This is a genomic window from Streptomyces sp. NPDC059957, from assembly GCF_042730015.1.
GTDB lineage: Bacteria > Actinomycetota > Actinomycetes > Streptomycetales > Streptomycetaceae > Streptomyces.
Window position 1 is genome coordinate 41,611 of the sequence record NZ_JBHWMB010000052.1, and the last position, 22,046, is coordinate 63,656.

The window sequence follows — 22,046 nt, forward strand, 5'->3', positions numbered from 1 at the left end:
ACGGAGCCCGGCCTATACGCGCAGCACCGTCAGCAGGGTGAGGAGTTCGCGGGGTGGCGGAGGGTCCGGACCGCCGGACCGGCCCGGCGCGCGTGCTGCGCCCCCGAGCGGCGCGGTACGGCGCGGGCCGGCCAGTCCGGCTCCGAGGACGAGCAGGGTGAGGGCGCCGAGCACGGCGAGACACACGGACATGGGGTCCATGCCGGTGTGCTGTGGGCGCGGGGCCCCGATGGTGGCGGTGGAGACGGCGGTGGTGGAGACGGCGGCGGTGGCGGCAGCGGCCGCCATGTCCGACGAGTCCGCCATGTCCGACGGGGCCGCCGGAGCCGCCGGATCCGGCGCCCCGGCCGGTCGGCCGCCGTGCGCCGCCCCGGACGGCCCATGGCCGCCCTGGGGAACGAAACGGGCCGAAGACACGTCCTCCATGGCGTGGGCCGGAGTCGGATGGCCCAGCGTGTGCATGCCCGCGATGCCGAGCAGCAGCACGGCGAACAGCAGCAGCCGGGGCCACCGGACTGCTGGTCGCTGCGTGCGCGAGGCTGGGCGGGTCATGGGCGAACCCTACCCGGGGTGGGTATCCGATCGGAGGACCGGGCCCGGCCGCGTTTAGGATTAGTCACATTATGTCCACACAAGGCACGCCGTTCCCGCCGCCTCCGCCGTCGCCGAATCCCCGGGGTCCCCGGGATCCCGGGGACCCCCTCAAGCGCTTGAGGCCCGTCGAGTCCCGGAGATCCTGGAAGTCCGTGAACAGCCCCTCGACCGCGACGGGTCCCGCGGCCACGGCCGGGGCCGGTGCCCGTTGCGTGGCCCTCCTCATCGGGCTCGGCGCCGCCGCCTACACCGCGTGGGTCCTCGAAGTCGTCCTCTCCACGGGCCTCAACCCCATCGAGACGTACGTCAGCGAGCTCGCGGCCCAGGACCAGCCGCTCGGCGGCCTGTTCCGGGCCACCGACTTCACCGCCGGCGTCCTCGTCCTGTTCGGCGGCCTCCTCGCCCTGCTCCGCCTCGCCACCCGCGTCGAACCCCGCCGCCTCTGGTCCGTCGCCGGCTGGTCCGGGATCACCCTCTTCGGCGCCGCCACCGCGGCGGACGCCTGGCTGCCGCTGAGCTGCACGCCGACCGTGGACCCCGAATGCGCGGCGCGGGAGACCGCCGGGCTCGTCCCGGCCACCCATCAGGCGCACGCCGTCAGCAGCAGTCTGGCCATGACGGGAGCGATCGTCGGGATCGTGGCCCTCACGCTCGCCGCCCGCCGCTACGGCCGCCTCGCCCCGCTCGCGCGGTTCGGGCCCGTGCTCGTCGTGCTCGAACTGCTCGCCACCGCCTGGACCCTGGTCTCCATCGCCCTGTTCACCGCCGGGCGCGGCACCTGGGCGCTCGGCGCCGGCCAGCGGCTCCAGGTGCTGTTCGTGGCGGTCTGGCTGGGCCTGCTCGCGTACTCCGTCCACCGCGAACGCCGTACGTGAGCGCACCCGGGGCCGGGGCGGCTCCCGGAAGGTTCGTGCGCCTCCCGGCCGGCCCTGCAAGCCCAGCCGGCCTGACCGGCCCTGCACGCCCCGTCGTGGACGGGGTGCCGCTGCACGTCCTCGTGGAGGGCTCCGGCCCCCCGGTCGTCCTCAGCGCCGGGCTCGCCATGGCCTGGTTCGACTGGGATCCCGTGGCGGAGCTGCTCGTCGCCGCCGGCCGTACCGTCGTCCGCTTCGACCGGCCCGGGCACGGGCTGAGCGCCCCCGCCGTGCGTCCGCCGTCCGCGGCCGGGGAGGCGCACCGGATCGCCGGGCTGCTGGACGCGCTGGGTCTGGGCACCGAGCGCGTCACCGTGGCCGGGCACTCCCTCGCCGGGTTCCACGCCGAGGCCTTCGCCCGGCTGTACCCCGGGCGCACCGCGGCCCTGGTACTGGTCGACAGCAGCGTGGAGGAGCGGCCCCGTACGGCCCTGCCCGCCGGGCTGCGCACCGGCGCCGCCCGGGTGCTGGGCCGGGCCGTGACCGCCGCCGGGCTGCCGGCCGCACTGGGGCCGTGGGCCCGGCGGACCGCCGTACGGGCATCCCGGGCGGGTGGCGCGGACCCGGCCGCGCGGGACCTCGTACGCCGCTGCTACCGGACCGGCAGGGTCTGGCGCGGAGCCCTGCTGGAGAACTCCCGCTACCTCGACACGGCGGCCGAGCTACTGGCGCTGCGCGCGGAGTTCCCGCTGACCGTGCCCGCCATCGTGCTGGCCGGCCACGACCCCGGCGCGCGCCGCCCGGACCTGGGCTGGCTGGGCCGCCAGGCGGCGCTGGCCGACGCGCTGGGAGCCCGCTTCGAGGTCGCGGAGCCGTCCGGACACCTGGTCATGCTGGACCGCCCGCACCAAGTGGCGCGGGCGGTCCTGTACGCGGGGGTCTAGCTCCGGGCGTAGACCTTCTCGGCCCAGCCGGCTATCTGCTGGTCCGACAGGTGCTTGGCCAGGTCGGCCTCGCTGATCATCCCGACCAGCCGCTTGTTGTCGATGACGGGGAGCCGGCGGATCTGGTGGCTCTGCATCTCCTCCAGCACCTCGGAGACGTCGGCGCCCGCGTCGATCCAGCGCGGGGTGCCCTGGGCCATGTCGCCGGCCGTGATCTTCGACGGGTCGTGCCCCTTGGCCACACAGCCGATGACGATGTCGCGGTCGGTCAGGATGCCGCAGAGGCGTTCGTTGGAATCGCTGATGGGCAGCGCACCCACATTGAGGCGGCTCATCAGCTGAGCGGCCCGGTCCAGGGTCTCGGTGGCGGGGATCCACTGGGCCCCGGGGTGCATGATCTCTCCGGCGGTGGTCATCGCGTAAACCTCCTGAGCACGCCGTAGCGGCCGGGCGCGGGTGCGCCCGCCTCGGCGTCCTCATCCTCATTCGCCCGTTCGGCCCCCGCGAGCCGGCAGGGGCCGGAGGGGGCCGTTCGGGTGACCCCGCGCGGGTGCGGCCATGCGGTGCGGGGGCCCTGCGGGGCTGTCCCCGACCCGCCCTTCCACCGTTCCCCGGGCGCTGCCCGGACCCCGGTCCTCAAACGCCGGACGGGCTGGAGGGGTCTGCGCCCGGACTCCCTGGGGCTCCGCCCCGGACGCCGCGCCTCAAACGCCGGCGGGGCTGGGAGGGGTGCCCGGCTGTGCCCGGACCACCCTGGGGCTCCGCCCCAGACCCCGCGCCCCACACGCCCGACGGGGCGGGAAGGGGCCCCCGGCTGCGCCCGGACCCCCTGGGGCTCCGCCCCGGACGCCGCGCCTCAAACGCCGGCGGGGCTGGATTTTCCAGCCTCGCCGGCGGCCACATTCACCCCGTGGTCGGGGGCTCCGAGCCGCGCTGCTTGAGCATGTCGGCCATCAGCTGGAGTTCCGACTGCTGGGCGTTCACCATGCCCTGGGCAAGCGCCCGCTCGGCCGGGTTCTCGCACTGAGTGGCGCACCCCTGAGCCATCGCGACGCCGCCCTTGTGGTGGTCGGTCATCAGCCGCAGGTAGAGGATCTCGGCGTCCCGGCCCTCGGCGGAGCCGAGCTGCGCCAGATCCTCCTTGGTGGCCATGCCGGGCATCAGCGCGCCGGGCTTGGTGACGACCCCGCCCATGGCATGGCCCTCCATGCCGTGCGCGGCGCCGTCGGCCCCCATCCAGGACATCGGCGGCTCGTCCGCCACCACCTTCGGCAGGCCCCACATGTCCAGCCAGCCCAGCATCATGCCGCGCTGGTTGGCCTGGGTGTTGGCGATGTCGTAGGCGAGGGTGCGCACCGGCTCGTCCTGCGTGCGGTCGCGCACGATGAAGGACATCTCCACCGCCTGCTGGTGGTGCACCGACATGTCCCGGGCGAAGCCCGCGTCGGCGGAGTAGAGCCCGGGCGTACGGGAGGCCGCAGGAGCGGAATCGGCTCCCCCCGCGGTGGCGACCGTAGCCCCCACCGCGAAGAGCAGTGCCAGGCCGGCGGCCGTGCCCGCGGCCCAGTACGTTCGGGTCACGGAGCCGCGACCGGTCGTACGGGTCACTTGTCGGCCAGCCCGTTCGTGCAGGGGGCCGCCGGCTCAGGGGTCTGCGGGCCGTGAATGTACTTGGTGAAGAACTGCGCGACCCGGGCGTCGTCCGCCTTGTCCACGGTCAGCTGCTTGCCCCACGCGCTGAGCATGATCGCGCCGGACTGCTCCTTGACGGGGCTCATCAGCGTGAACGGGGTCTTGGCCACCTTGGCGGCGAGCTTCTCCACCTCGGCCGGGGCGGCCTTCTCGTTGTACGTCACCCACACGGCGCCGTGCTCCAACGAGTGGACGGCGTTGATCTCGGGAATCGGGTTCTTGTAGACGTCGCCGTCGCAGTTCATCCAGCGAGGGTTGTGGTCCCCGCCGACCGGCGGCGTCATTTCGTACTTCACCGGGGTGTCGACGTGCTTGTTGCCGAGCTTCTTGGCGTCCCAGGTCTGCTCGCCGGCGACCGGAGCCTTGCGGGCGGCCTCCTTGGCTTCCTTGTCGTTCTGCTGGTCGATCATCACCCACGCGCCGAAGCCGATGAGCGCGGTGACGATCGCGGCCGACGCGGTGATCGCGATGGCCTTGTTGCGCCGGTCGCGCGACTGGTCGGCGCGGCGCATCGCGGCTATCCGCGCCTGGCGGGAGCTGTTGGTTTCGGAGTTCCTGCTGGCCATGGCCCTGAATCCTTTTTGCTGAGGGGGGTGGAGTGGAGAACGCGCTACCTGAGCGCCGCCGAACCGGGACCCGTCAGGTCCGCAGCACTTGGAGGGCGTACAGGTCGGGGCCGCGCGCGACCGCCGAGGGGGGCCGGATCCACGCCGCGGGCGCGGGGTGGACGGCCGCGGGCACGGGCGTCCCGCCGGCCACCAGGGCTGCGGGCGGCGCCGGGGGCAGCAGGCCGGGGAGAACGTGCGAGAGCGGGGAGCAGCCGGGCCTGTCGTACGGCGCCGCGCAGGCGACGTGCGGCGCGCCCGGGGCGTGGGCGGGGTGTCCGGCCCGTGCGACCGTCCCCGCGGCGGCCGGTTGCCCGGCCCCGGCGCCCACTCCGGCCGTCCGGCACAGGAACGCCGCGCCGGCCAGCACCCCGAAGGCCATCAGGAGGACGGCATGCCTGAGCAGCGGACGTCTCCGACGTCCCTGCTCGTCCCGCGCATGGCCCCCCATGGGCGCCGATGGTAATGCTCATGACCGGCCCAAGGTCAGTGCGGGGGTGCCACCGGCTTTCCGGGGTGCGTAATCTGGCGGAAACCACCGCTGGCGATACTGGGCCGGCCCGACTGTGCCCGTGCCCTCGCGGCAGTGGTGCACAGGCCGCCTGAACTGCGAGGATGAAGCCATGGACAAGCAGCAGGAATTCGTCCTCCGGACGCTCGAGGAGCGCGACATCCGCTTCGTGCGCCTGTGGTTCACCGACGTACTGGGCTTCCTGAAGTCCGTAGCGGTCGCGCCGGCGGAGCTGGAACAGGCCTTTGACGAGGGCATCGGATTCGACGGCTCGGCGATCGAGGGGTTCGCGCGGGTCTACGAGTCCGACATGATCGCCAAGCCGGACCCGAGCACCTTCCAGATACTGCCGTGGCGCGCGGAGGCCCCCGGAACGGCGCGGATGTTCTGCGACATCCTGATGCCGGACGGCTCGCCCTCCTACGCGGACCCCCGGTACGTCCTCAAGCGCATCCTGAACAAGACCTCCGACCTGGGCTTCACCTTCTACACCCACCCGGAGATCGAGTTCTTCCTGCTGAAGGACAAGCCGCTGGACGGCACCCGGCCCACCCCGGCCGACAACTCGGGCTATTTCGACCACACCCCGCAGAACGTCGGCATGGACTTCCGCCGCCAGGCGATCACGATGCTCGAATCCATGGGCATCTCGGTCGAGTTCAGCCACCACGAGGGCGCCCCCGGCCAGCAGGAGATCGACCTGCGCTACGCCGACGCCCTCTCGACGGCCGACAACATCATGACCTTCCGCCTGGTCATGAAGCAGGTCGCCCTGGAACAGGGCGTTCAGGCCACCTTCATGCCGAAGCCGTTCTCGGAGTACCCCGGTTCGGGCATGCACACCCACCTCTCCCTCTTCGAGGGCGACCGCAACGCCTTCTACGAGTCGGGCGCCGAGTACCAGCTCTCCAAGGTCGGCCGCTCCTTCATCGCGGGCCTGCTCAAGCACGCGGCGGAAACGGCCGCCGTGACCAACCAGTGGGTCAACTCCTACAAGCGCATCTGGGGCGGCTCCTCGCGCACCGCCGGCTCGGGCGGCGAGGCCCCCTCGTACATCTGCTGGGGCCACAACAACCGTTCGGCCCTGATCCGCGTCCCGATGTACAAGCCGGGCAAGACGGGCTCCTCCCGCGTGGAGGTCCGCTCGATCGACTCGGGCGCCAACCCCTACCTGACGTACGCCGTCCTCCTGGCGGCGGGCCTCAAGGGCATCGAGGAGGGCTACGAACTCCCGGCCGGCGCCGACGACGACGTCTGGGCCCTCTCCGACGCGGAACGCCGCGCGATGGGCATCGAACCCCTCCCGCAGAACCTCGGCGAGGCCATCGCCCTCATGGAGCGCAGCGAACTGGTCGCCGAGACCCTCGGCGAGCACGTCTTCGACTTCTTCCTGCGCAACAAGAAGCAGGAGTGGGAGGAGTACCGCAGCGAGGTCACGGCCTTCGAGCTCCGCAAGATGATGCCGGTCCTGTAGGGCCGGGTCGGCAGCGCGCATACGGGTACGGCCGGCCCCCTCAGCCATGAGGGGGCCGGCCGTACGGCGTTACCGGGCACGTCAGGCGCGCAGCACGCGGCCCGCCTTGTCGGTGCGGTCGTCCTTGACGAGGAACAGGATGCCGTCGATCAGGGCCCAGATGCCGAGGCCGCCGCAGGTGAGCAGCTGGGCGATGGCCATGCCGGTGTGGCCGGTGTAGAAGCGGCCGATGCCGAGGCCGCCGAGGAAGATCTGCAGCAGACCGGCCACCAGCTTGGACTTGTCGGAGTACGGCTGGCCGTTCGGGGCGATGTTCTGGGACATGCAAAAGCTCCTAGTGAAACTGCTGTTCAGCGGGGACGTGTGCCAGGACCGCGGGTCGTGGCGGAAGTTCTGACCTGCGACGGCTGTGCATGGTTGCCCTGCGGCCCACAACGTGATCAACCCGTGATCACGTGACCGCATTTCGAACAACTGCCCAGGTCAGGGCGACCCCCACGATCGCAGCCTGTCCCCGGATCCCGATCACCGGGTGGTACTTCCGTCCGCGGAGGCCTTCGGTGACCCAGCGGGCGTAGAGGAAGAGGGCGAGCGGCAGCCCCAGTAGGAACAGCACCGCGTTGTCGTGGAAGGCCGCGGCGAAGTCGCCGTGCAGGATGTCGTAACACATCCGGGTCGCACCGCAGGCCGGGCAGAGCAGCCCCGTCAGCCAGTTGAAGGGGCAGCGGGGGAGCCAGTGGCCGGGCTCGTGCGGATCGGTGCCCCAGAGGTACGCGGCTCCCGCACCCAGCACCGCGAGCGAGGCGAGCGGGGCCGCCGCCGGCCGGCGGAGCGGCGACGTGTGCGGCCGGGCCGGCTGGTGCCCGCCGCGGGAACCCTGGTCCCGTTCGCAGGCGTCCTGCTGGTCTGCCGACATGGGCGCTCTCTCCTTGACGTACCCGTATCCGTATCCGTACTCGTACTCGTACCCGCACGTGGTCGTGTGCGAGCAGTCGCAGGCCCATCCTCGCACCGGGGCGTCCGCCCGGTTCCAGGCAGGGGAGCGGCTACGCCTGCGGCACCGCGCGGTGCCAGACGGTGCGGGTGGGGGTCGGGAGGGAGGTGGCCACGTGGAGTTGGGCGTCCAGGCCCAGGACCGCCGTCGTCAAGGCGCCGCCCGGTTCCTCGATGCCCGCCGGGGCGCCCGCGTAGAGCATCTGGGACTCCGTCCACGCCGGCGGGCCGCCGAGGCCCGTGGTGCCGATCGTGCCCGAGCCGGCGCGGCCCGCTATGAGGCGGCCCGCCACGCCCACCGCGCCGTAGCCCGACCGGCCGCCGGCCTCCGTGACGCTGGAGACCGCCGGCTTCGCCGCCCCGGCCCCGGCCGTGACCACGGCGGTGCGTACGACCCCCGAATCGGGGCGCCGGAAGTAGAGGCGGACGCCCGCCGCCTCCGGGGCGGCGGTGAGGGGGACGGTGGTGGCCGGCAGCCCGGTCGGAAAGGGGCCGGCCAGCGGGGCGCCCGGGGCGGGCTGGATCCAGACCACCACCGACTGGGTGGTGGCGGCGTAGACGTGACGGCGCCCGGCGGAGTCGGTGGCCGTCACCGGGTCGGACTGGAGGTCGGCGCCCCCCAGGTGCTGCCAGCCGCCGAAGACGCCCGAGGGCTCCTGGGTACGGGCGAGCAGGGTGCGCCGGGAGTCGCGGACGTACACCGTCAGCCGCCCGTCCGGGCCGGAGACGGCCGAGGGCGCGCTGATCAGGGAGGTGCCGGGCCCGTCCCCGGTCTCCGGGGTGCCGAGCGGGACCCACGCCCCGAACGGACCGCCGGGCACGGACTGGGCGGCGTACACGATCTCGCGCCGGTAGTCCCCCGGCCGGTCGCCGAAGACGGTACGGGTGGCGAGGACGGCGACGCGCCCGTCGGGGAGGCGGGTGGTCGTCGCGCCCGGGTCGATGCCGGTGCCCGGCAGCAGCACCGGGCCCTGCCAGGCGGCGCCGGGCCCGGTGCCGGTGCCGGCCCCGCGGTTCCACACGGCCATCTGGCCGTCGAGGACGGCGAAGGCGTACAGCCGGCCGGGCGGCCCCTGCACCAGCCAGGAGGAGTGGTCGCCGCGTGCGTAGCGCAGCGACTGGGCCCAGTTGGGGCCGGTCGGGTAGCCCCCCACCTTGCGGTCGCCGCAGCCGGAGGGCGAGCCGCAGTGGTTCCGCCTGTCGTGCCAGCCGTACGTCTTCAGGTAGCCGATCTTCGTCGCGGCCGTCTGCGGGTCCAGGGTGTGCGGAAGCTTGCCGTTGAGGTAGCCCAGGTAGCTCTGGACCGTGAAGTGCGGCCGCTGCCCGAACGGGACCCGCGCGGCGTACGAAGCGGCCCCGGCCTGCGCGAACCGTGCCCCGTACATGTGGTCCTGATGGTCGGTGAGCCGTCCCGAGTCGACGTGCCGGCCCGGCGTCGGGTCCTGCATCCGTATCGTCGTCGGCTTGTACCGCTCCAGGACCCCCGCTATCGCCGCTATCACCTGATCCTTGGTGAAGGTGGGCTGCTGCGTGACCGGAGTGCCGGCGGCGAGCTGCGGGACGAGCGCCGGTATCCGGCCGTTCCACAGGCCGCGCATGCTGTGCGGGCTGTCGGAGACGGCGGCACGGGCCTCGCGCAACTGCAGCCAGACCAGGTTGACGTGGGGCTTCGCCACGAGGACGTCGAGCTCGGCGTGGCCGCCGCCCGCGGCGGGTATGACCGTACGGCGCCACGGGCTGGTGCGGTCGCCGGTGGCCATCTGCGCGTAGGCGGCGCGTATGCCGTTCTGGCGGGCTTCCGCGTAGTGGCTCCGGTCGCTGGGCTGCGCGGGGTCCTTGGTCGCCGGGCCTTCGGCCTGGTTGCGGCCGTCGGCCTCGCCCGAGGTGAGGTACAGGGTGGTGAGCGGGGTGCCGGACGCGATGGAGCGGCTGACGTCCGGGTTCATGAAGAACAGGTCGTCGTCCGGGTGGGCGACGATCTGGACGACCGAACCGGCGGTGGCGCTCACAGGGAGAGCGGCCGGGGAGTCGGTTCCCGGGACGGTCTCGGCCGCGGTCTGCTGGCCGGAGGCGACGGCGAGCGCACCGGTGACCCCGATGGTCAGCATCGGGACCACGGTCGCGAGGAGGAAACGTCGGCGGGACACGGGCATCGGCTACGCCTTGGGGTCGTTCCGGCAGGAAGAACCGCGTGAAGCTGTCGGTCAGTCACTGAGAGTCCGATCCGGGCAAGTTGGTTCACCCGAATCGCCGATGACTTCCGATTCGTGGCAAAGGGCGCCCGCGCGCGGCCCGTGTCGGCGTTTCGTACGTGTCCTTCGTCACGGGCGGGGGAGCGCCCCCTGCATCACAGGCCTCAGGACAAAAGGACATTCCGCCCCCTCGCGCTCGCGGTGAGGAGAACGCCTGCTCCGGCTAGGCTCTCCCCGGGCGGAAGCGCGGGCGCTGCCACCGGCGACACCCGCCGGAGGCGACACCCCCCGCGACCGCCCGGCCAGGGCAGAGGCAAGGGCAGGCCGACGTACGCGGGAGGCGGCGGGATGACAGTCCCGGGACGCAGGAGCAGTACCTTCAGCCGGCTGCTGCGCAGCGGGTTCACCGACCCCTCGGCCGCCGCCAGGCTGCTCGACACCGACGCGCTGGCCGCCGTACGCACCGATCCGGTGCTCCTCGACGCCCTCGGGGCCACCGCCGACCCCGACCTCGCCCTCCTCGGGCTGGTCCGGATCGCCGAGGCGCAGGCCCCCGAGGAACTGCCCGTCCTCCTCGACACCCTCGTCAGCGCCAAACCCCTGCGCGACCGCCTCCTCGGCGTGCTCGGCGCCTCCGAGGCCCTCGGCGACCACCTCGCCCGCCACCCCCGGGACTGGCAGGCCCTCGTCACCTACGAGGCCGCCGATCTGCACCCCGGACTGCCCGAGTTCGAGAACGGGCTGGCCGGCGCGGACGACCCCGTCACCCTGCGCGTCGCCTACCGCCGCTGCCTGCTCTCCATCGCCGCCCGCGACGTCTGCGGGACCATAGACGTAGCCCAGACCGCCGCCGAACTCGCCGACCTGGCCACCGCCACCCTCCGCGCGGCCCTGCGCATCGCGACCGCCGCCGCCCCCGAGGACGCGGCCGTCTGCCGGCTCGCCGTCATCGCCATGGGCAAGTGCGGCGGCAACGAGCTGAACTACGTCTCCGACGTCGACGTCATCTTCGTCGGCGACGCGGCCCCCGGAGCGGACGAGGGCAAGGCCGTCCAGGCCGCCGCCCGCCTCGCCTCCCACCTCATGCGGATCTGCTCCGAGACCACCGTCGAAGGCACCATCTGGCCCGTCGACGCCAACCTCCGGCCCGAGGGCAGAAACGGTCCGCTCGTCCGCACCCTCGCCTCCCACCTCGCCTACTACCAGCGCTGGGCCAAGACCTGGGAGTTCCAGGCCCTCCTCAAGGCCCGCGCCGTCGCGGGCGACGAGGCGCTCGGCGCCGAGTACATCGCCGCCATAACTCCCCTCGTCTGGCAGGCCGCCGAACGCGAGAACTTCGTCCCCGACGTCCAGAAGATGCGCCGCCGCGTCGTCGACAACATCCCCGCCGCCCAGGTCGAGCGCGAGCTCAAGCTCGGCCCCGGCGGCCTGCGCGACGTCGAGTTCGCCGTCCAGCTCCTCCAGCTCGTCCACGGCCGCTCCGACGCCACCCTGCACTCCGGCACCACCCTCGACGCACTCACCGCCCTCGCCGCCGGCGGCTACGTCGGGCGCGCCGACGCCGCCCAGCTGCACGACGCGTACCGCTTCCTGCGGGCCATGGAGCACCGCATCCAGCTCTACCGCCTGCGCCGCACCCACCTCGTCCCCGAGGACGAGGCCGACCTGCGGCGCCTGGGCCGCTCGCTCGGCCTGCGCACCGAACCGGTCGCCGAGCTCAACAAGGCCTGGCGCCGGCACGCCTCCGTGGTCCGCCGCCTGCACGAGAAGATCTTCTACCGGCCGCTCCTCGACGCCGTGGCCCAGCTCGCCCCCGGCGAGACCCGGCTCTCCCCGCGCGCCGCCGGCCAGCGCCTCGAAGCCCTCGGGTACGCCGATCCGGCCGCCGCCCTGCGCCACCTCGAAGCCCTCGCCTCCGGCGTCACCCGCGCCGCCGCCATCCAGCGCACCCTGCTGCCCGTGCTCCTCGGCTGGTTCGCGGACTCCGCCGACCCGGACGCGGGCCTCCTCAACTTCCGCAAGGTCTCCGACGCCCTCGGCAAGACCCCCTGGTACCTGCGCCTCCTGCGCGACGAGGGCGCCGCCGCGGAGAACCTCGCCCGCGTGCTCTCCGCCGGACGCCTCGCCCCCGACCTCCTCCTGCGCGCCCCCGAGGCGGTGGCCCTGCTGGGCGACCCCGAAGGCCTGGTTCCCCGTACCCACGAGGCCCTGGAACAGGAGGTGCTCGCCGCCGTCGGCCGCGCCGAGAACCCGGAGGCCGGGGTGGCCGCCGCCCGCGGAGTCCGGCGCCGCGAGCTGTTCCGCACCACCGCCGCCGACATCATCGGCTCCTACGGTACGGAGGACAGCCCGGCCGAGGAGGACCACGGAGCCCTGGTCGACCGGGTCGGCCGAGCCGTCTCCGAACTCACCGCCGCCACCGTCGCCGGAGCCCTGCGCGCCGCCGTGCAGGCGCACTGGGGAGACACCCTCCCCACCCGCTTCGCGATCATCGGCGTCGGCCGTTTCGGTGGTCACGAGCTCGGCTACGGATCCGACGCCGACGTCCTGTTCGTCCACGAGCCGCGCGAGGGCGTCGACGAACAGGAAGCCGCCAAGGCCGCCCAGCACGTCGTCTCCGAGATGCGCAGGCTCCTCCAGCTCCCCACCGCCGACCCGCCGCTGCTCATCGACGCGGACCTGCGCCCCGAAGGCCGCTCCGGCCCCCTGGTCCGCACGCTGCCCTCCTACGCCGCCTACTACCGGCGCTGGTCCCTGACCTGGGAGTCCCAGGCCCTGCTGCGCGCCGAACCGGTGGCCGGCGACCTCGAGCTCGGTCAGCGATTCATCGACCTGATCGACCCGCTGCGCTACCCGATGGAAGGCCTCGGCGAGGACGCCGTCCGCGAGATCCGGCGGCTGAAGGCCCGGATGGAATCCGAACGCATGCCCAGGGGCGCCGACCCGACCCTGCACACCAAACTCGGCCGCGGCGGCCTCAGCGACGTCGAGTGGACCGTCCAGCTGATCCAGATGCGGCACGCCTGGGCGGAACCGGGCCTGCGCACGACCCGCACCCGCGAGGCCCTGGCCGCCGCCCACGCGGCCGGCCTGATCCCGACCGAGGAGGCGCAGATCCTGGACGAGGCCTGGGTCCTGGCCACCCGGGTCCGCAACGCCGTGATGCTGGTCCGCGGCCGCGCGGGCGACACCTTCCCCTCGGAAACCCGCGAACTGGCGGCGGTCGGCCGCTACCTCGGCTACGCGGAGGGCACGGTCGGCGACATGCTGGAGGACTACCGCCGCATCACCCGCCGTGCACGGGGCGTCGTGGACGAGCTGTTTTACGCGGGCTGAGCGACCGCGGGACCCCGCCGCCGACCCCTGTGCGGCGGCGGGGTGCCACGCTTCCGGGCTCCCTGCCCGGCTAGGGCCTGTCGTCAAATTCCCCAGTCTGCCTCTGCGGGCGCCGACGGGAATGTGATGACAGGCCCTAGGGGAGGGACTTCTCGTACGTCTTGTCCTGGTCGGAGTCGTAGACCTGCTTGCCCCGGGCGTCGTAGCCCTTGATCCGCGGGGCCTTGGTGACGGGCCGCTCCAGGATCCCGGTGGCGGCGAACCAGCCGTGGTCCACGGCGCCTTCGAAGGTGGCGCCGCCGTAGCCGACGGTGACCCGGGTGACACCGGGGTCGACCGTGCCGATGCTGCCCCAGCGGTAGGGCAGCTTCCAGGGGCCCTCGGACCTCAGCTTCTGGAGGTAGAGCTTGCCCCCGTTGATGTCGGGGCGAACGGATCCGCTCCCGGGGTCCGCGCCCCCGCCGCCGGAGATGTTGATGCCCTCGGCCCTGCCGTCCTTGATGAGGCAGATGAGCCGGATCTGCCGCGGAGCCTCCTTGACGGCGACGATGTACCGGCCGTCCCCGGGGGAGTTGTCGTTCCCGGTGCTCCGGTGCGCGAGCAGGATCCGGTAGTCGGAGGCCTTGCCCAGGTCGGTCCGCGGGAGTCCCGACGGATCGGCGTGCTCCCGGTCGTAGGCGAGGCACAGCCCGAGCCCGGCGGCCGCCTCCCGGAAGGTGATCCCGTCGGCGATCTGCCCGCGCGTCTCGGGTGCGTCCGGTCCCGGGGGCACCTGGGGGGTGGGCGGCGCCGTGCTTGGCGTGGGGCCGCCGCCCGCCACCGGCACGACCGCCGGACCGCCGCCGGAGCCGTTCCCCACGAGGACCAGGGCCGTCACCGGGACGACGGCCAGCGCGACCAGGGCCGCCCCCGCCGCCGCGAGCCTGCGGTGGCGCCGCTCCGCGCGGCCCTGCCGGACGATCTCCGGATACGGCACGGCGGCGGGCCGCACGGCCTCGGCGCCCCGGGCCATCCAGTCCCGCAGGTCCAGCTCGAACTCTTCGCCCTGTCCGTCGTTGTCCCGCCCCTTCACAGGACCGCCCCCTCGCCCCTCGTCGCGATCCTGCCCAGTCCGGGCCAGGCGCGCAGTTTCGCCAGTGCCTTGGAGGCCTGGCTCTTGACGGTGCCCTGGGAGCACCCGAGGACATCGGCGGTCTCGGCCTCGGAGAGGTCCTCCCAGTACCGCATCACCACCACGGCCCGCTGCCGGACGGGCAGTTGGGCCAGCGCGTCCATCAGCACGCCGCGCTCCTCGGCCCAGGCGCCCGCGTGGTCGCGCACCGACGTGTCCGGCACGCTGCCCGTCAGCCGCTCGGTGACCCGCCGCTTGCGGAACCGGTCGCTGTTGCACGTGACCAGCATCCGGCGGACGTACGCCTCCGGGCTGTCCATGCGCGACACCCGCCGCCACGACCGGTACGCCTTCGCCAGCGCGGCCTGGGTCACGTCCTCCGCGTCGTGCGGATCGCCCGTCAACAGGTAGGCGGTCCGGACCAGATGGACCCAGCGCGCGGCAACGAACGACTCGAACCGATCTTCTTCCTCGGCCTGCATCGGCACCTCCTCGCCCCCTTGACCACCGACCGCCCCGATTCGGTTGCCCGCAGGGGCGTACGAATCCTCGCGGGTCCGGCGGGACCGGTGGCGGGCGGGAAGGTCAGGCGGCCTCGGCCGCCGTGCAGGAGGCGCAGTTGCCCGGTAGAGGGCGAGGAACGCGGCACCCTTGAGCAGCACCGCACCGTGGCGCCCGAGCCGCCCGGCCGCGGGAAGTCGTGCCGCGTCCATGGGCCGACCGTACCGGCCGGGGCCCGGTGCCCCTGGCTTTGGCGTCGCGCCGAGCGGCCCCTCGGCCAAGATCACGGCTTCCTATACGCTGCGCGTGCGTGCGGCCCGTACACGGGCCTCGTGCACGCACTGCGTACATGCACCTCGCACACCTCATGTGTCCGATGCCCGGGGGGGCTCTTTCCTTATGACTTCGCATTCCCGCACGATGCTCGGCGTCGCGCTCACTCCCGTCCTCGCGCTCGCGCTCGCCGCGCCGACCGCCTTCGCGGCGCCGGGCCCGGCCCAGGACGCGGCGTCCACTACCGCGGCCTCCGCCGCCGCGGTGCAGCTCGGCCCGTGGGCCAAGCCCACTCGGCTGGACCACCCGATCGGCAGCATGGTGACGGCCAAGGACGGCACCGTGGTGGCGGTGTCGGGCCTTACGGTGCTGCGGCGCCCCGTGGGGGGCGACGGGCTGGCTTCCCACGGGCATCGCGGTGTGGTCTCCCAGCTCCGCACACCTCACGGCACTGCCCGACGGCTCCGTCCAACTGGTTTGGAAGGACCCTGGTCTGAGCACGGAGACGCAGACCCGGACTGCAGTGCTCGCACCCGGTGCCACCAAGTTCTCGGCAGTGCAGAACTTCGCATGGAACTACGAAACCCGCTTCGTGGGCAGCGCCTCGGGGCACGTGTTCGCCGCCTGGTACGCGGACGGCAAGGTCCATGCCACCGAGCGGACGGCCCAGGGGACCTGGTCGGCTCCGGCCGTACTGGCCACCGCGGCCCAGCCCCTCTACGCCGGGTTCGTGTCCCTCGCGGTCGCCAACGACGGTACGGTGCTGGTGTCCTGGGGCGGCACGCCCGTGTCGGGGGAAGCGCGCCGGTACCAGACCATGGAGAAGGCCGCCGGCGCCGCGCAGTGGAGCGCACCGCGTGATCTCGGCCTGGCAGGTTCGCCCTACGACCTGCAGGTCTTCGCACACCCCAAGGGCGGGTTCCACATGGTGTGGAACGCCCGGGCGGCAGCCGCACAGTCCGCGGACCTCTCCTTGTCCTACGCGAGGAGGGTGGCCGGCACCACGGCCTGGAGCCGCGCCGAGCTCGTCGGCACCGGGACCTCCACCCGCATCAACGCACCGATGGTTCTGCCGAACGACGATGTCCTCCTGATGAGTTCGAACCGCGGGGCCTGGTACAGCGTGCGCTCGGCGACCAAGGGCACCTGGGCGACGGGCCAGCGCTTCCCGGACACGGGCCAAGGCACCTTCATCCACCTGCGCAGCGCGCTCGCCCCCAACGGCACCGTCGTCGCCACCTGGGCCCGGTCGAGCGGCGCGGGCCGCGTCCCCCAGGTGTCGACGTTCGTCGGCGGCACCTGGTCGGCGCCCACCACGCTCGTGGGCACGGTCCCCGAGCCGGCCAGTAACTCGGGCGACGTGATCATCGACGGTCAGGGCCGGCCGCTCGTGCAGTTCACCCAGTGGGAGGAGGGCGCCGACGGTTCCAGGCACGAGGTCGGCTACCTCGCGACCACCACCCCGCGCAAGCTCCCCGTACGGCGCGACCTCACGGGCGACGGCAAGGCCGATGTCCTGGGGCTCTCGACCGCGGGCAACCTCAAGGTCTACTCGGGCACCGGCCTCACCGCGGCCCCGTTCACGGTGCCCGGCTGGGACCCGGCCGCCGAGGTGCTGCCCTTCGGGGACCTCAACGGTGACCGCTGCAACGACGTGTTCGTCCGCCTGCCCGGCGGCGAGGCCCGCATGTACACCCCGGCGTGCGGCGGACTCCCGTCGCCCGGATCGGCGTACAAGAAGATCGCCTCGGACTGGAAGGCCTACAACTCCTTCTCCGCTCCCGGCGACCTCACCGGTGACGGCCGCACCGACCTGCTGGCCCGCGATGCCGCCACCGGCAACCTCTACCTCTACGCAGACAACGGCGCGGGCGGCTTCGCCGCGCGGGTCAAGGTCGGCACGGGCTGGAACACGTACAAGAAGATCATCGGCGCCGGTGACCTCACCGGTGACGGCAAGGCCGACCTGCTCGGCCTCGACGCCTCCGGTGAGCTGTGGCGCTACAACGGCACCGGAAACGGCACCGGCACCGGCGTCTTCAAGAGCCGCGTCCTGGTCTTCAAGGACTGGGGCGGCACCTACAAGGACGTCGTCGGCGCCGGGGACCTGAACGGCGACGGCAAGGCCGACGTCCTCTCCCGCGACACCGCGGGACGGCCGTGGCTGAACGCGGGCAACGGCGCCGGCGGCTTCGGCAACCGGACCGCCATCGGAACCGAGCCCATCTGGCAGTACACGAAGATCTCCTAAGGTCCGCTCGTGGTGCTGACCGGCTGGAACTGTGGGGCTCCGTCCCGCAGTTCCAGCCGGTCCCCGGCGAACGCCGCCCGGAAGCGGGGGTCGTGGGAGACCGCGACCACCGCTCCCGGGTAGCCGGCGAGCGCCTGCTCCACCTCCTCGACCAGCGCGAGGGACACGTGGTTGGTCGGTTCGTCCAGGACGAGGACGTCGGCGGGCCGGGTCACCAGGCGGGCCAGTTCCAGGCGCCGGCGCTGCCCGGCGGACAGCGCCGCGACCGGTACCGGGAGGTCCTCCTCGCGGAACAGCCCGAGCGTCAGCAGCTCCTCCGCATGCTCCTCGGGCAGCCCGGGGAGCCCCGCCGCGAACGCGGAGAGCAGCGGGAGCCGGACGGGGGAGTGGGGCAACTCCTGCGCCAGATAGCCCAGCCGCACGTGCTCCGCACGGCGCACCGAGCCCGTGTCCGGGGCCAGATCGCCGGCCAGGACGCGCAACAGGGTGGTCTTCCCGGCCCCGTTCGGCCCCGACACCAGCAGTCGCTGCCCGGGCCGCACGGCGAGGGCGGCGAGCCGGAGCCGGTCACCGACCCGGATTCCGGAGAGCTCGAGCAACGGCCCTTCGGGGGAGGGCTCTCGGGCCGGCTCCGGGGCGGCGATCCCGGCGCCGAAGCGCAGCGGCACCGGCGGTGGTGCCACCGGCTCCGCGCGCAGCCGCTCCAGGTGCGTCCGGGCCGCCCTGACCTGCCCGGACAGCTTGGCCTCCGAGGAACGGCGGTGCTTGCCGAAGCCCTGCCCGGGGTCCCCTCCGGTGCGGTCGAGCCGCTGGCCCGCCGCCGCGACCAGGGCCTCGGTGCGCGCCAGGTCCCCGCGCCACTCCGCGTACCGCTGCGCCCAGCGGCCGCGCGCGGCGGCCTTCGCCGCGAGGTATCCCGCCCAGCCGTCCCCGTACCGCACGACCGTGCGCAGGTCCCGGTCGACCTCCAGGACCGTGCTGGTGATCCGCTCCAGGAAGTCCCGGTCGTGGGTGACGACGACGAGCGTGCCCCGGTGGGCGCGCAGCCGCTCCGCGAGCCAGTCGACGGCCCGCCGGTCCAGGTGGTTGGTCGGCTCGTCCAGGAGCAGGAGTTCGGGAGCGGCGGCCAGGACGCAGGCCAGCGCGAGCCGTGAGCACTCGCCGCCGGAGAGCGAGCCGAGGGTGCGGTCCCGGGTGACGTGGCCGAGGCCGAGGCCGTGCAGCGCGGCGTCGGTGCGGGCGTCGGCCTGATAGCCGCCGCGTTCCTCGTAGGCGGTCAGGAGTTCGCCGTACGCGTCGAGGAGCGCGGGGTCGGGTTCGACGCCGGCGGCGCCGAGGGCGGTCTCGGCGGCGCCGATGCGGGCCGCCAGCTCCCGCAGATCGGCGAGGGCGAGGTCGACGGCGTCCTGGACGGTCAGTCCGGGTGCGAGGTCGAGGGTCTGGGCGAGGTGTCCGGTGCCGCCGGGGAAGACGGCGGTGACCTCGCCCCCGTCCGGCTCCTCGGCCCCGGCGAGCAGCCGGAGCAGGGTGGACTTGCCGGAGCCGTTCTCGCCGATGACGGCGGCCTTCTCGCCGGGCCGTACGGTCAGCGACACCTGGTCGAGCACGACCCGGTCACCGTAGGCCTTGGTGACTCCGGACAGGGTCAGCTGGGGCTTGGGCTGGAACTTGGGCTGGGATTGCTGATGGGCGCGCGAGCGCATGGGGATCCCCTCGGGGTACTCGTACTGCTTCTTCCACGTTCTCCTTCTGGGTGCGGGCAGCGCGGACGCGCGGCGGACGGGCCGGGCTTGGCCGGGCCCTCACGCCGCGTCCGCGCCGCGGATCAGCGGAAGAAGTAGTACGAGTACGAACCCATGGGGCCAGGGTAACGCGAGGCGAGTCGTTGCGTCTCGCCAGTTTTCAGCCGGCGCTGCGGATCGTGGCCACCGCCTCGGCGACCGTCCGGGCCATCGGCGTCGTCGGGCGGCCGATCAGCCGGGACAGGTCGCCGGAGGTGCCGGCCAGGCGGCCGCGCTCGATGGCGAGGTCCACGTCGACCAGGATCGCGGCGAACGGCGCCGGGACTCCCGCGCCGGTGAGGACCGCCTGGTGGGCCTCGGGGGTCACGGCGTTGTACGTGATCTCCTGCCCGGCGGCCTGCGCCACCGCCGCCGCGTACTCCGCGAACGACCACGCCACGTCGCCGCTCAGCTCGTACGCCCGGTGGAGGTGGCCCTCCCCGGTCACCACGGCCGCGGCCGCCGCCGCGTAGTCGGCCCGGGCCGCCGAGGCGACCCGGCCCTCGCCCGCGTTGGACAGGACCGCTCCGTGCGCGAGCACCGGAGCCAGGTTGCCGGCGTGGTTCTCGGTGTACCAGCCGTTGCGCAGGAAGGTGTACGGCAGGCCCGAGGAGAGGATCAGTTCCTCGGTCGCCCGGTGCTCGGCCGCGAGGTCGAAGTCCGCTTCCGGCCCGCCCAGGATCCCGGTGTACGCGAACTGCGCCACCCCGGCCTCCTTCGCCGCGTCGATCACGGCGGAGTGCTGGGGCACCCGTTGTCCGACCTCGCTGCCGGAGATCATCAGGACCCGGTCGCCGGAGCGGAAGGCCCCGGCGAGCGTCTCGGGGGCGTTGTAGTCGGCGATGCGCAGTTCGATGCCCAGCGCGGCGAGCGGGGCGGCCTTCTCCTTGTCGCGGACGACGGCGGCGATCCCGGCGGCGGGGACTCCCCGGGCGAGCAGCTCGTCGATGACGAGACGGCCGAGGGCTCCGGTGGCTCCGGTGACGACGATGCTCATGGCGGGTTCACTCCTGGTCTGGGCCTTGCTCCCCGTTTCCGGGCTGTGCACTCACCGTACGTTGGGCGCTAACTAAACGGCAGTACCCACTTTGAAGTAAGGTACTGGCATGGGAGTAAGTGAGATGCGCGAGAAGGTGACCCAGGCCGAGGCCATGTGTCCGAACCGGCTCGTCCTGGAGCACGTCACCAGCCGCTGGGGCGTCCTCGTACTGGACGCCCTGCTGGGCCGCTCGTACCGGTTCAGCGAACTGCGCAGGGAGATCGGAACGCTCGCCAAGGTCAGCGAGAAGATGCTGACCCAGACGCTCCAGACGCTGGAGCGCGACGGTTTCGTGCACCGTGACGCCAAGCCCGTCATCCCGCCCCGCGTCGACTACTCGCTCACCCCGCTGGGCCGCGAGGCCGCCGAGCGGGTCCGCGCGCTCGCCCACTGGACCGGTGTGCGCATGGAGGACGTGCAGCGGGCGCGCGAGGCCTACGACGAGTCGAAGCGGCAGGCCGCGGCCGCCCTGAACTAGGCCGTCTCTTCCGGATCTTGCCGGGCGGCGAGGGCCCGGCAAGATCCGGAAGAGACGGCATAGGCGGCGTCCAGGGACCGTCAGGCGCCGATGCGGACCAGCGCGAGCGTGATGTTGTCGGGTCCCCCGGCCTCGATGGCGGCCTTCCAGAGCTCGAAGGCGGCCTTGCCGTCGTCGTGCGCCCGCAGCACTTCGTCGATGACCTCGTCGGGGACCGGGTCGGTCAGCCCGTCCGTGCACACCAGGTAGCGGTCGCCCGTGGCCAGCGGGAAGGTCGCCACGTGGGGGGTGAGGACGTGCTCGGCGCGGCTCCCGCCGAGGGTCTGCGTCACCGCCGACGTGGTGCGCTGCCCCGGCTCCAGCGGCGGGCTGTCGTCCACGCTGACCTGGCGCAGCCCGTCCTCGGCCACCCGGTACACCTTGCTGTCGCCGACGTTGAAGGACAGCAGCGACTCCGGCAGGACCAGGGTGCCGGCGACGGTGGTCCCCATGGAGGTCAGCTCGGGACGGCCTTCGGTGGCGGCGTGCACCGCGCGGTTGCAGAGGTTCAGTGCGCCCTCGATCGCCTCGGCCCCTTCCAGCGTCGGGCCGAGCAGGGCCAGTTCCCGTACGACCAGCTCGCTGGCGACCTCGCCGGCCGGCTGCCCGCCGAGGCCGTCGGCGACCGCGACGAGGAGCGGTCTGCCGAGGGGGAACAGCAGCGTCTGGGGGCTCCGGGTCGTGGTCCCGCACAGCGTCCACGGCCCGATGACCAGGCTGTCCTCGTTGTGCTCGCGGACCAGCCCGACATGGCTCAGGGCGGTCACGGCTATGTACTCCACCACGAGGGTCCCGCCTCTCCGCGAGGGCAGACGCGTTCCTTTCCCGCCCCCATTGTCCCGCCGCCGGGCGAGCGGCGCGTTTCCGCGGCCCCGTGGTCAGTACTCCGTGCCCCTGGCGCTGAACGGGCCGGTCGCGGGGGCCACACACTTGTCCACGACGGCGGGCTCCTCGCCGCCGCCGCCCACCGAGCCCTTCACGCAGAGCCGTCCGCCGTTCTCGCGGAGGTCGAGGGAGAAGTGCGTGGTCGCACCGGACTGCTCGAGGTCGTGGATGCGCTCGTCGGGGTAGCCGGCGGTGTTCAGGGCCGCCCTGACCTTGGCCGGGGTGGGCTCCGTGATCTTCTCCACGGCCACGTAGACCTGCGACTCGTGGCTGACGCCCGCGCACCAGTCGCGGGTGTCCAACTCCACCATGGGTCCCGCCGTGGGGAAGCTCGGCACGATTCCCGGGCCCTGCGCCTCCTCGCCGGGCGGTGCCGGCCGCGGAGTCGGCGGCCCCTCCTGGAGGATGCCCGGAGCCGGGCACGTCTGCGCGATGTGCTCCTGGACCTCGGCGAGAGCCGGGGAGGACAGGCTTCCCACGGTCGCGGCCGGCG

The 22,046-nt window shown here is 73.3% G+C and carries 20 protein-coding genes; 6 read left to right on the top strand and 14 right to left on the bottom strand.

Annotated elements, in window-relative coordinates:
- Nucleotides 1-12 precede the first annotated feature (12 nt).
- Nucleotides 13-552, bottom strand: a complete 540-nt coding sequence (locus ACFWBW_RS29125; RefSeq protein WP_385378446.1) for a hypothetical protein — start codon at nucleotides 550-552, stop codon at nucleotides 13-15.
- Nucleotides 553-746: 194 nt separating this feature from the next.
- Here ACFWBW_RS29125 and ACFWBW_RS29130 point away from each other — a divergent pair, with 194 nt between their 5' ends.
- Both ACFWBW_RS29130 and ACFWBW_RS29135 read left to right on the top strand, forming a co-directional pair.
- A complete protein-coding gene (locus ACFWBW_RS29130) occupies nucleotides 747-1,469 on the top strand; it encodes a DUF998 domain-containing protein (RefSeq protein ID WP_385378449.1) in 723 nt (240 codons plus the stop codon).
- Between the two features lie 95 nt (nucleotides 1,470-1,564).
- Nucleotides 1,565-2,392 carry an alpha/beta fold hydrolase gene (locus tag ACFWBW_RS29135; RefSeq protein WP_385378452.1) on the top strand — a complete coding sequence of 276 codons (828 nt, stop codon included), beginning with the start codon at nucleotides 1,565-1,567 and terminating at the stop codon, nucleotides 2,390-2,392.
- On the opposite strand, the gene ACFWBW_RS29140 is transcribed toward ACFWBW_RS29135, so the two are convergent.
- The 4 genes from ACFWBW_RS29140 to ACFWBW_RS29155 all read right to left on the bottom strand — a co-directional run bounded on the left by ACFWBW_RS29140 (nucleotide 2,389) and on the right by ACFWBW_RS29155 (nucleotide 5,140).
- Entirely contained in the window at nucleotides 2,389-2,808 is a 420-nt protein-coding gene (locus ACFWBW_RS29140) for a CBS domain-containing protein (RefSeq protein WP_385378455.1), read from the bottom strand. The two genes, ACFWBW_RS29135 and ACFWBW_RS29140, sit on opposite strands and share 4 nt — an antisense overlap.
- A 487-nt stretch (nucleotides 2,809-3,295) precedes the next feature.
- A complete protein-coding gene (locus ACFWBW_RS29145; protein ID WP_385378458.1) occupies nucleotides 3,296-3,973 on the bottom strand; it encodes a DUF305 domain-containing protein in 678 nt (225 codons plus the stop codon).
- A gap of 23 nt (nucleotides 3,974-3,996) precedes the next feature.
- Nucleotides 3,997-4,650 (bottom strand): DUF3105 domain-containing protein, encoded by a 654-nt coding sequence (locus ACFWBW_RS29150; protein WP_385378461.1) that lies wholly within the window; start codon nucleotides 4,648-4,650, stop codon nucleotides 3,997-3,999.
- Between the two features lie 73 nt (nucleotides 4,651-4,723).
- Nucleotides 4,724-5,140: a hypothetical protein gene (locus tag ACFWBW_RS29155; protein ID WP_385378464.1), complete on the bottom strand. Its 417-nt coding sequence runs from the start codon at nucleotides 5,138-5,140 to the stop codon at nucleotides 4,724-4,726.
- A gap of 172 nt (nucleotides 5,141-5,312) precedes the next feature.
- Here ACFWBW_RS29155 and glnA point away from each other — a divergent pair, with 172 nt between their 5' ends.
- Complete coding sequence (gene glnA, locus ACFWBW_RS29160) at nucleotides 5,313-6,674, top strand: type I glutamate--ammonia ligase (RefSeq protein WP_243329674.1); 1,362 nt, start codon at nucleotides 5,313-5,315, stop codon at nucleotides 6,672-6,674.
- A gap of 81 nt (nucleotides 6,675-6,755) precedes the next feature.
- Here the strand turns inward: glnA and ACFWBW_RS29165 are convergent, their stop codons facing one another.
- From ACFWBW_RS29165 to ACFWBW_RS29175, 3 genes are all read right to left on the bottom strand, one after another.
- Nucleotides 6,756-6,998: a TM2 domain-containing protein gene (locus ACFWBW_RS29165; RefSeq protein WP_385378468.1), complete on the bottom strand. Its 243-nt coding sequence runs from the start codon at nucleotides 6,996-6,998 to the stop codon at nucleotides 6,756-6,758.
- A 127-nt stretch (nucleotides 6,999-7,125) separates the two neighbouring features.
- Nucleotides 7,126-7,590 carry a DUF2752 domain-containing protein gene (locus ACFWBW_RS29170; RefSeq protein WP_385378470.1) on the bottom strand — a complete coding sequence of 155 codons (465 nt, stop codon included), beginning with the start codon at nucleotides 7,588-7,590 and terminating at the stop codon, nucleotides 7,126-7,128.
- Between the two features lie 130 nt (nucleotides 7,591-7,720).
- Nucleotides 7,721-9,820, bottom strand: coding sequence for a PIG-L family deacetylase (locus ACFWBW_RS29175; protein WP_385378473.1), 2,100 nt, complete (start codon nucleotides 9,818-9,820; stop codon nucleotides 7,721-7,723).
- 387 nt (nucleotides 9,821-10,207) lie between these two features.
- On the opposite strand from ACFWBW_RS29175, the gene ACFWBW_RS29180 reads away from it, so the two are divergent.
- Nucleotides 10,208-13,195, top strand: coding sequence for a bifunctional [glutamine synthetase] adenylyltransferase/[glutamine synthetase]-adenylyl-L-tyrosine phosphorylase (locus ACFWBW_RS29180; protein WP_385378476.1), 2,988 nt, complete (start codon nucleotides 10,208-10,210; stop codon nucleotides 13,193-13,195).
- 136 nt (nucleotides 13,196-13,331) lie between these two features.
- Here ACFWBW_RS29180 and ACFWBW_RS29185 read toward each other — a convergent pair whose 3' ends face one another.
- Nucleotides 13,332-14,267, bottom strand: coding sequence for a hypothetical protein (locus ACFWBW_RS29185; RefSeq protein WP_385378479.1), 936 nt, complete (start codon nucleotides 14,265-14,267; stop codon nucleotides 13,332-13,334).
- Nucleotides 14,264-14,788, bottom strand: coding sequence for a SigE family RNA polymerase sigma factor (locus tag ACFWBW_RS29190; protein ID WP_385378482.1), 525 nt, complete (start codon nucleotides 14,786-14,788; stop codon nucleotides 14,264-14,266). Before ACFWBW_RS29190 ends, ACFWBW_RS29185 begins: the two co-directional genes overlap by 4 nt.
- An 848-nt stretch (nucleotides 14,789-15,636) precedes the next feature.
- On the opposite strand from ACFWBW_RS29190, the gene ACFWBW_RS29195 reads away from it, so the two are divergent.
- Nucleotides 15,637-17,331 (top strand): FG-GAP repeat domain-containing protein, encoded by a 1,695-nt coding sequence (locus tag ACFWBW_RS29195; RefSeq protein WP_385378486.1) that lies wholly within the window; start codon nucleotides 15,637-15,639, stop codon nucleotides 17,329-17,331.
- Here ACFWBW_RS29195 and abc-f read toward each other — a convergent pair.
- Nucleotides 17,328-19,034: a ribosomal protection-like ABC-F family protein gene (abc-f, locus tag ACFWBW_RS29200; protein WP_385378489.1), complete on the bottom strand. Its 1,707-nt coding sequence runs from the start codon at nucleotides 19,032-19,034 to the stop codon at nucleotides 17,328-17,330. The two genes, ACFWBW_RS29195 and abc-f, sit on opposite strands and share 4 nt — an antisense overlap.
- 199 nt (nucleotides 19,035-19,233) lie before the next feature.
- The gene (locus ACFWBW_RS29205) at nucleotides 19,234-20,109 is read right to left on the bottom strand and encodes an SDR family oxidoreductase (RefSeq protein ID WP_385378492.1); all 876 of its coding nucleotides are present in this window, start codon (nucleotides 20,107-20,109) and stop codon (nucleotides 19,234-19,236) included.
- Between the two features lie 109 nt (nucleotides 20,110-20,218).
- Here ACFWBW_RS29205 and ACFWBW_RS29210 point away from each other — a divergent pair, with 109 nt between their 5' ends.
- Nucleotides 20,219-20,629: a winged helix-turn-helix transcriptional regulator gene (locus ACFWBW_RS29210; protein WP_385378495.1), complete on the top strand. Its 411-nt coding sequence runs from the start codon at nucleotides 20,219-20,221 to the stop codon at nucleotides 20,627-20,629.
- 80 nt (nucleotides 20,630-20,709) lie between these two features.
- On the opposite strand, the gene ACFWBW_RS29215 is transcribed toward ACFWBW_RS29210, so the two are convergent.
- Both ACFWBW_RS29215 and ACFWBW_RS29220 read right to left on the bottom strand, forming a co-directional pair.
- Nucleotides 20,710-21,450, bottom strand: coding sequence for a PP2C family protein-serine/threonine phosphatase (locus ACFWBW_RS29215; RefSeq protein WP_385378501.1), 741 nt, complete (start codon nucleotides 21,448-21,450; stop codon nucleotides 20,710-20,712).
- A gap of 96 nt (nucleotides 21,451-21,546) precedes the next feature.
- Nucleotides 21,547-22,046, bottom strand: a 500-nt coding sequence (locus tag ACFWBW_RS29220; RefSeq protein WP_385378498.1) for a hypothetical protein, incomplete at its 5' end; no start/stop codon positions are given.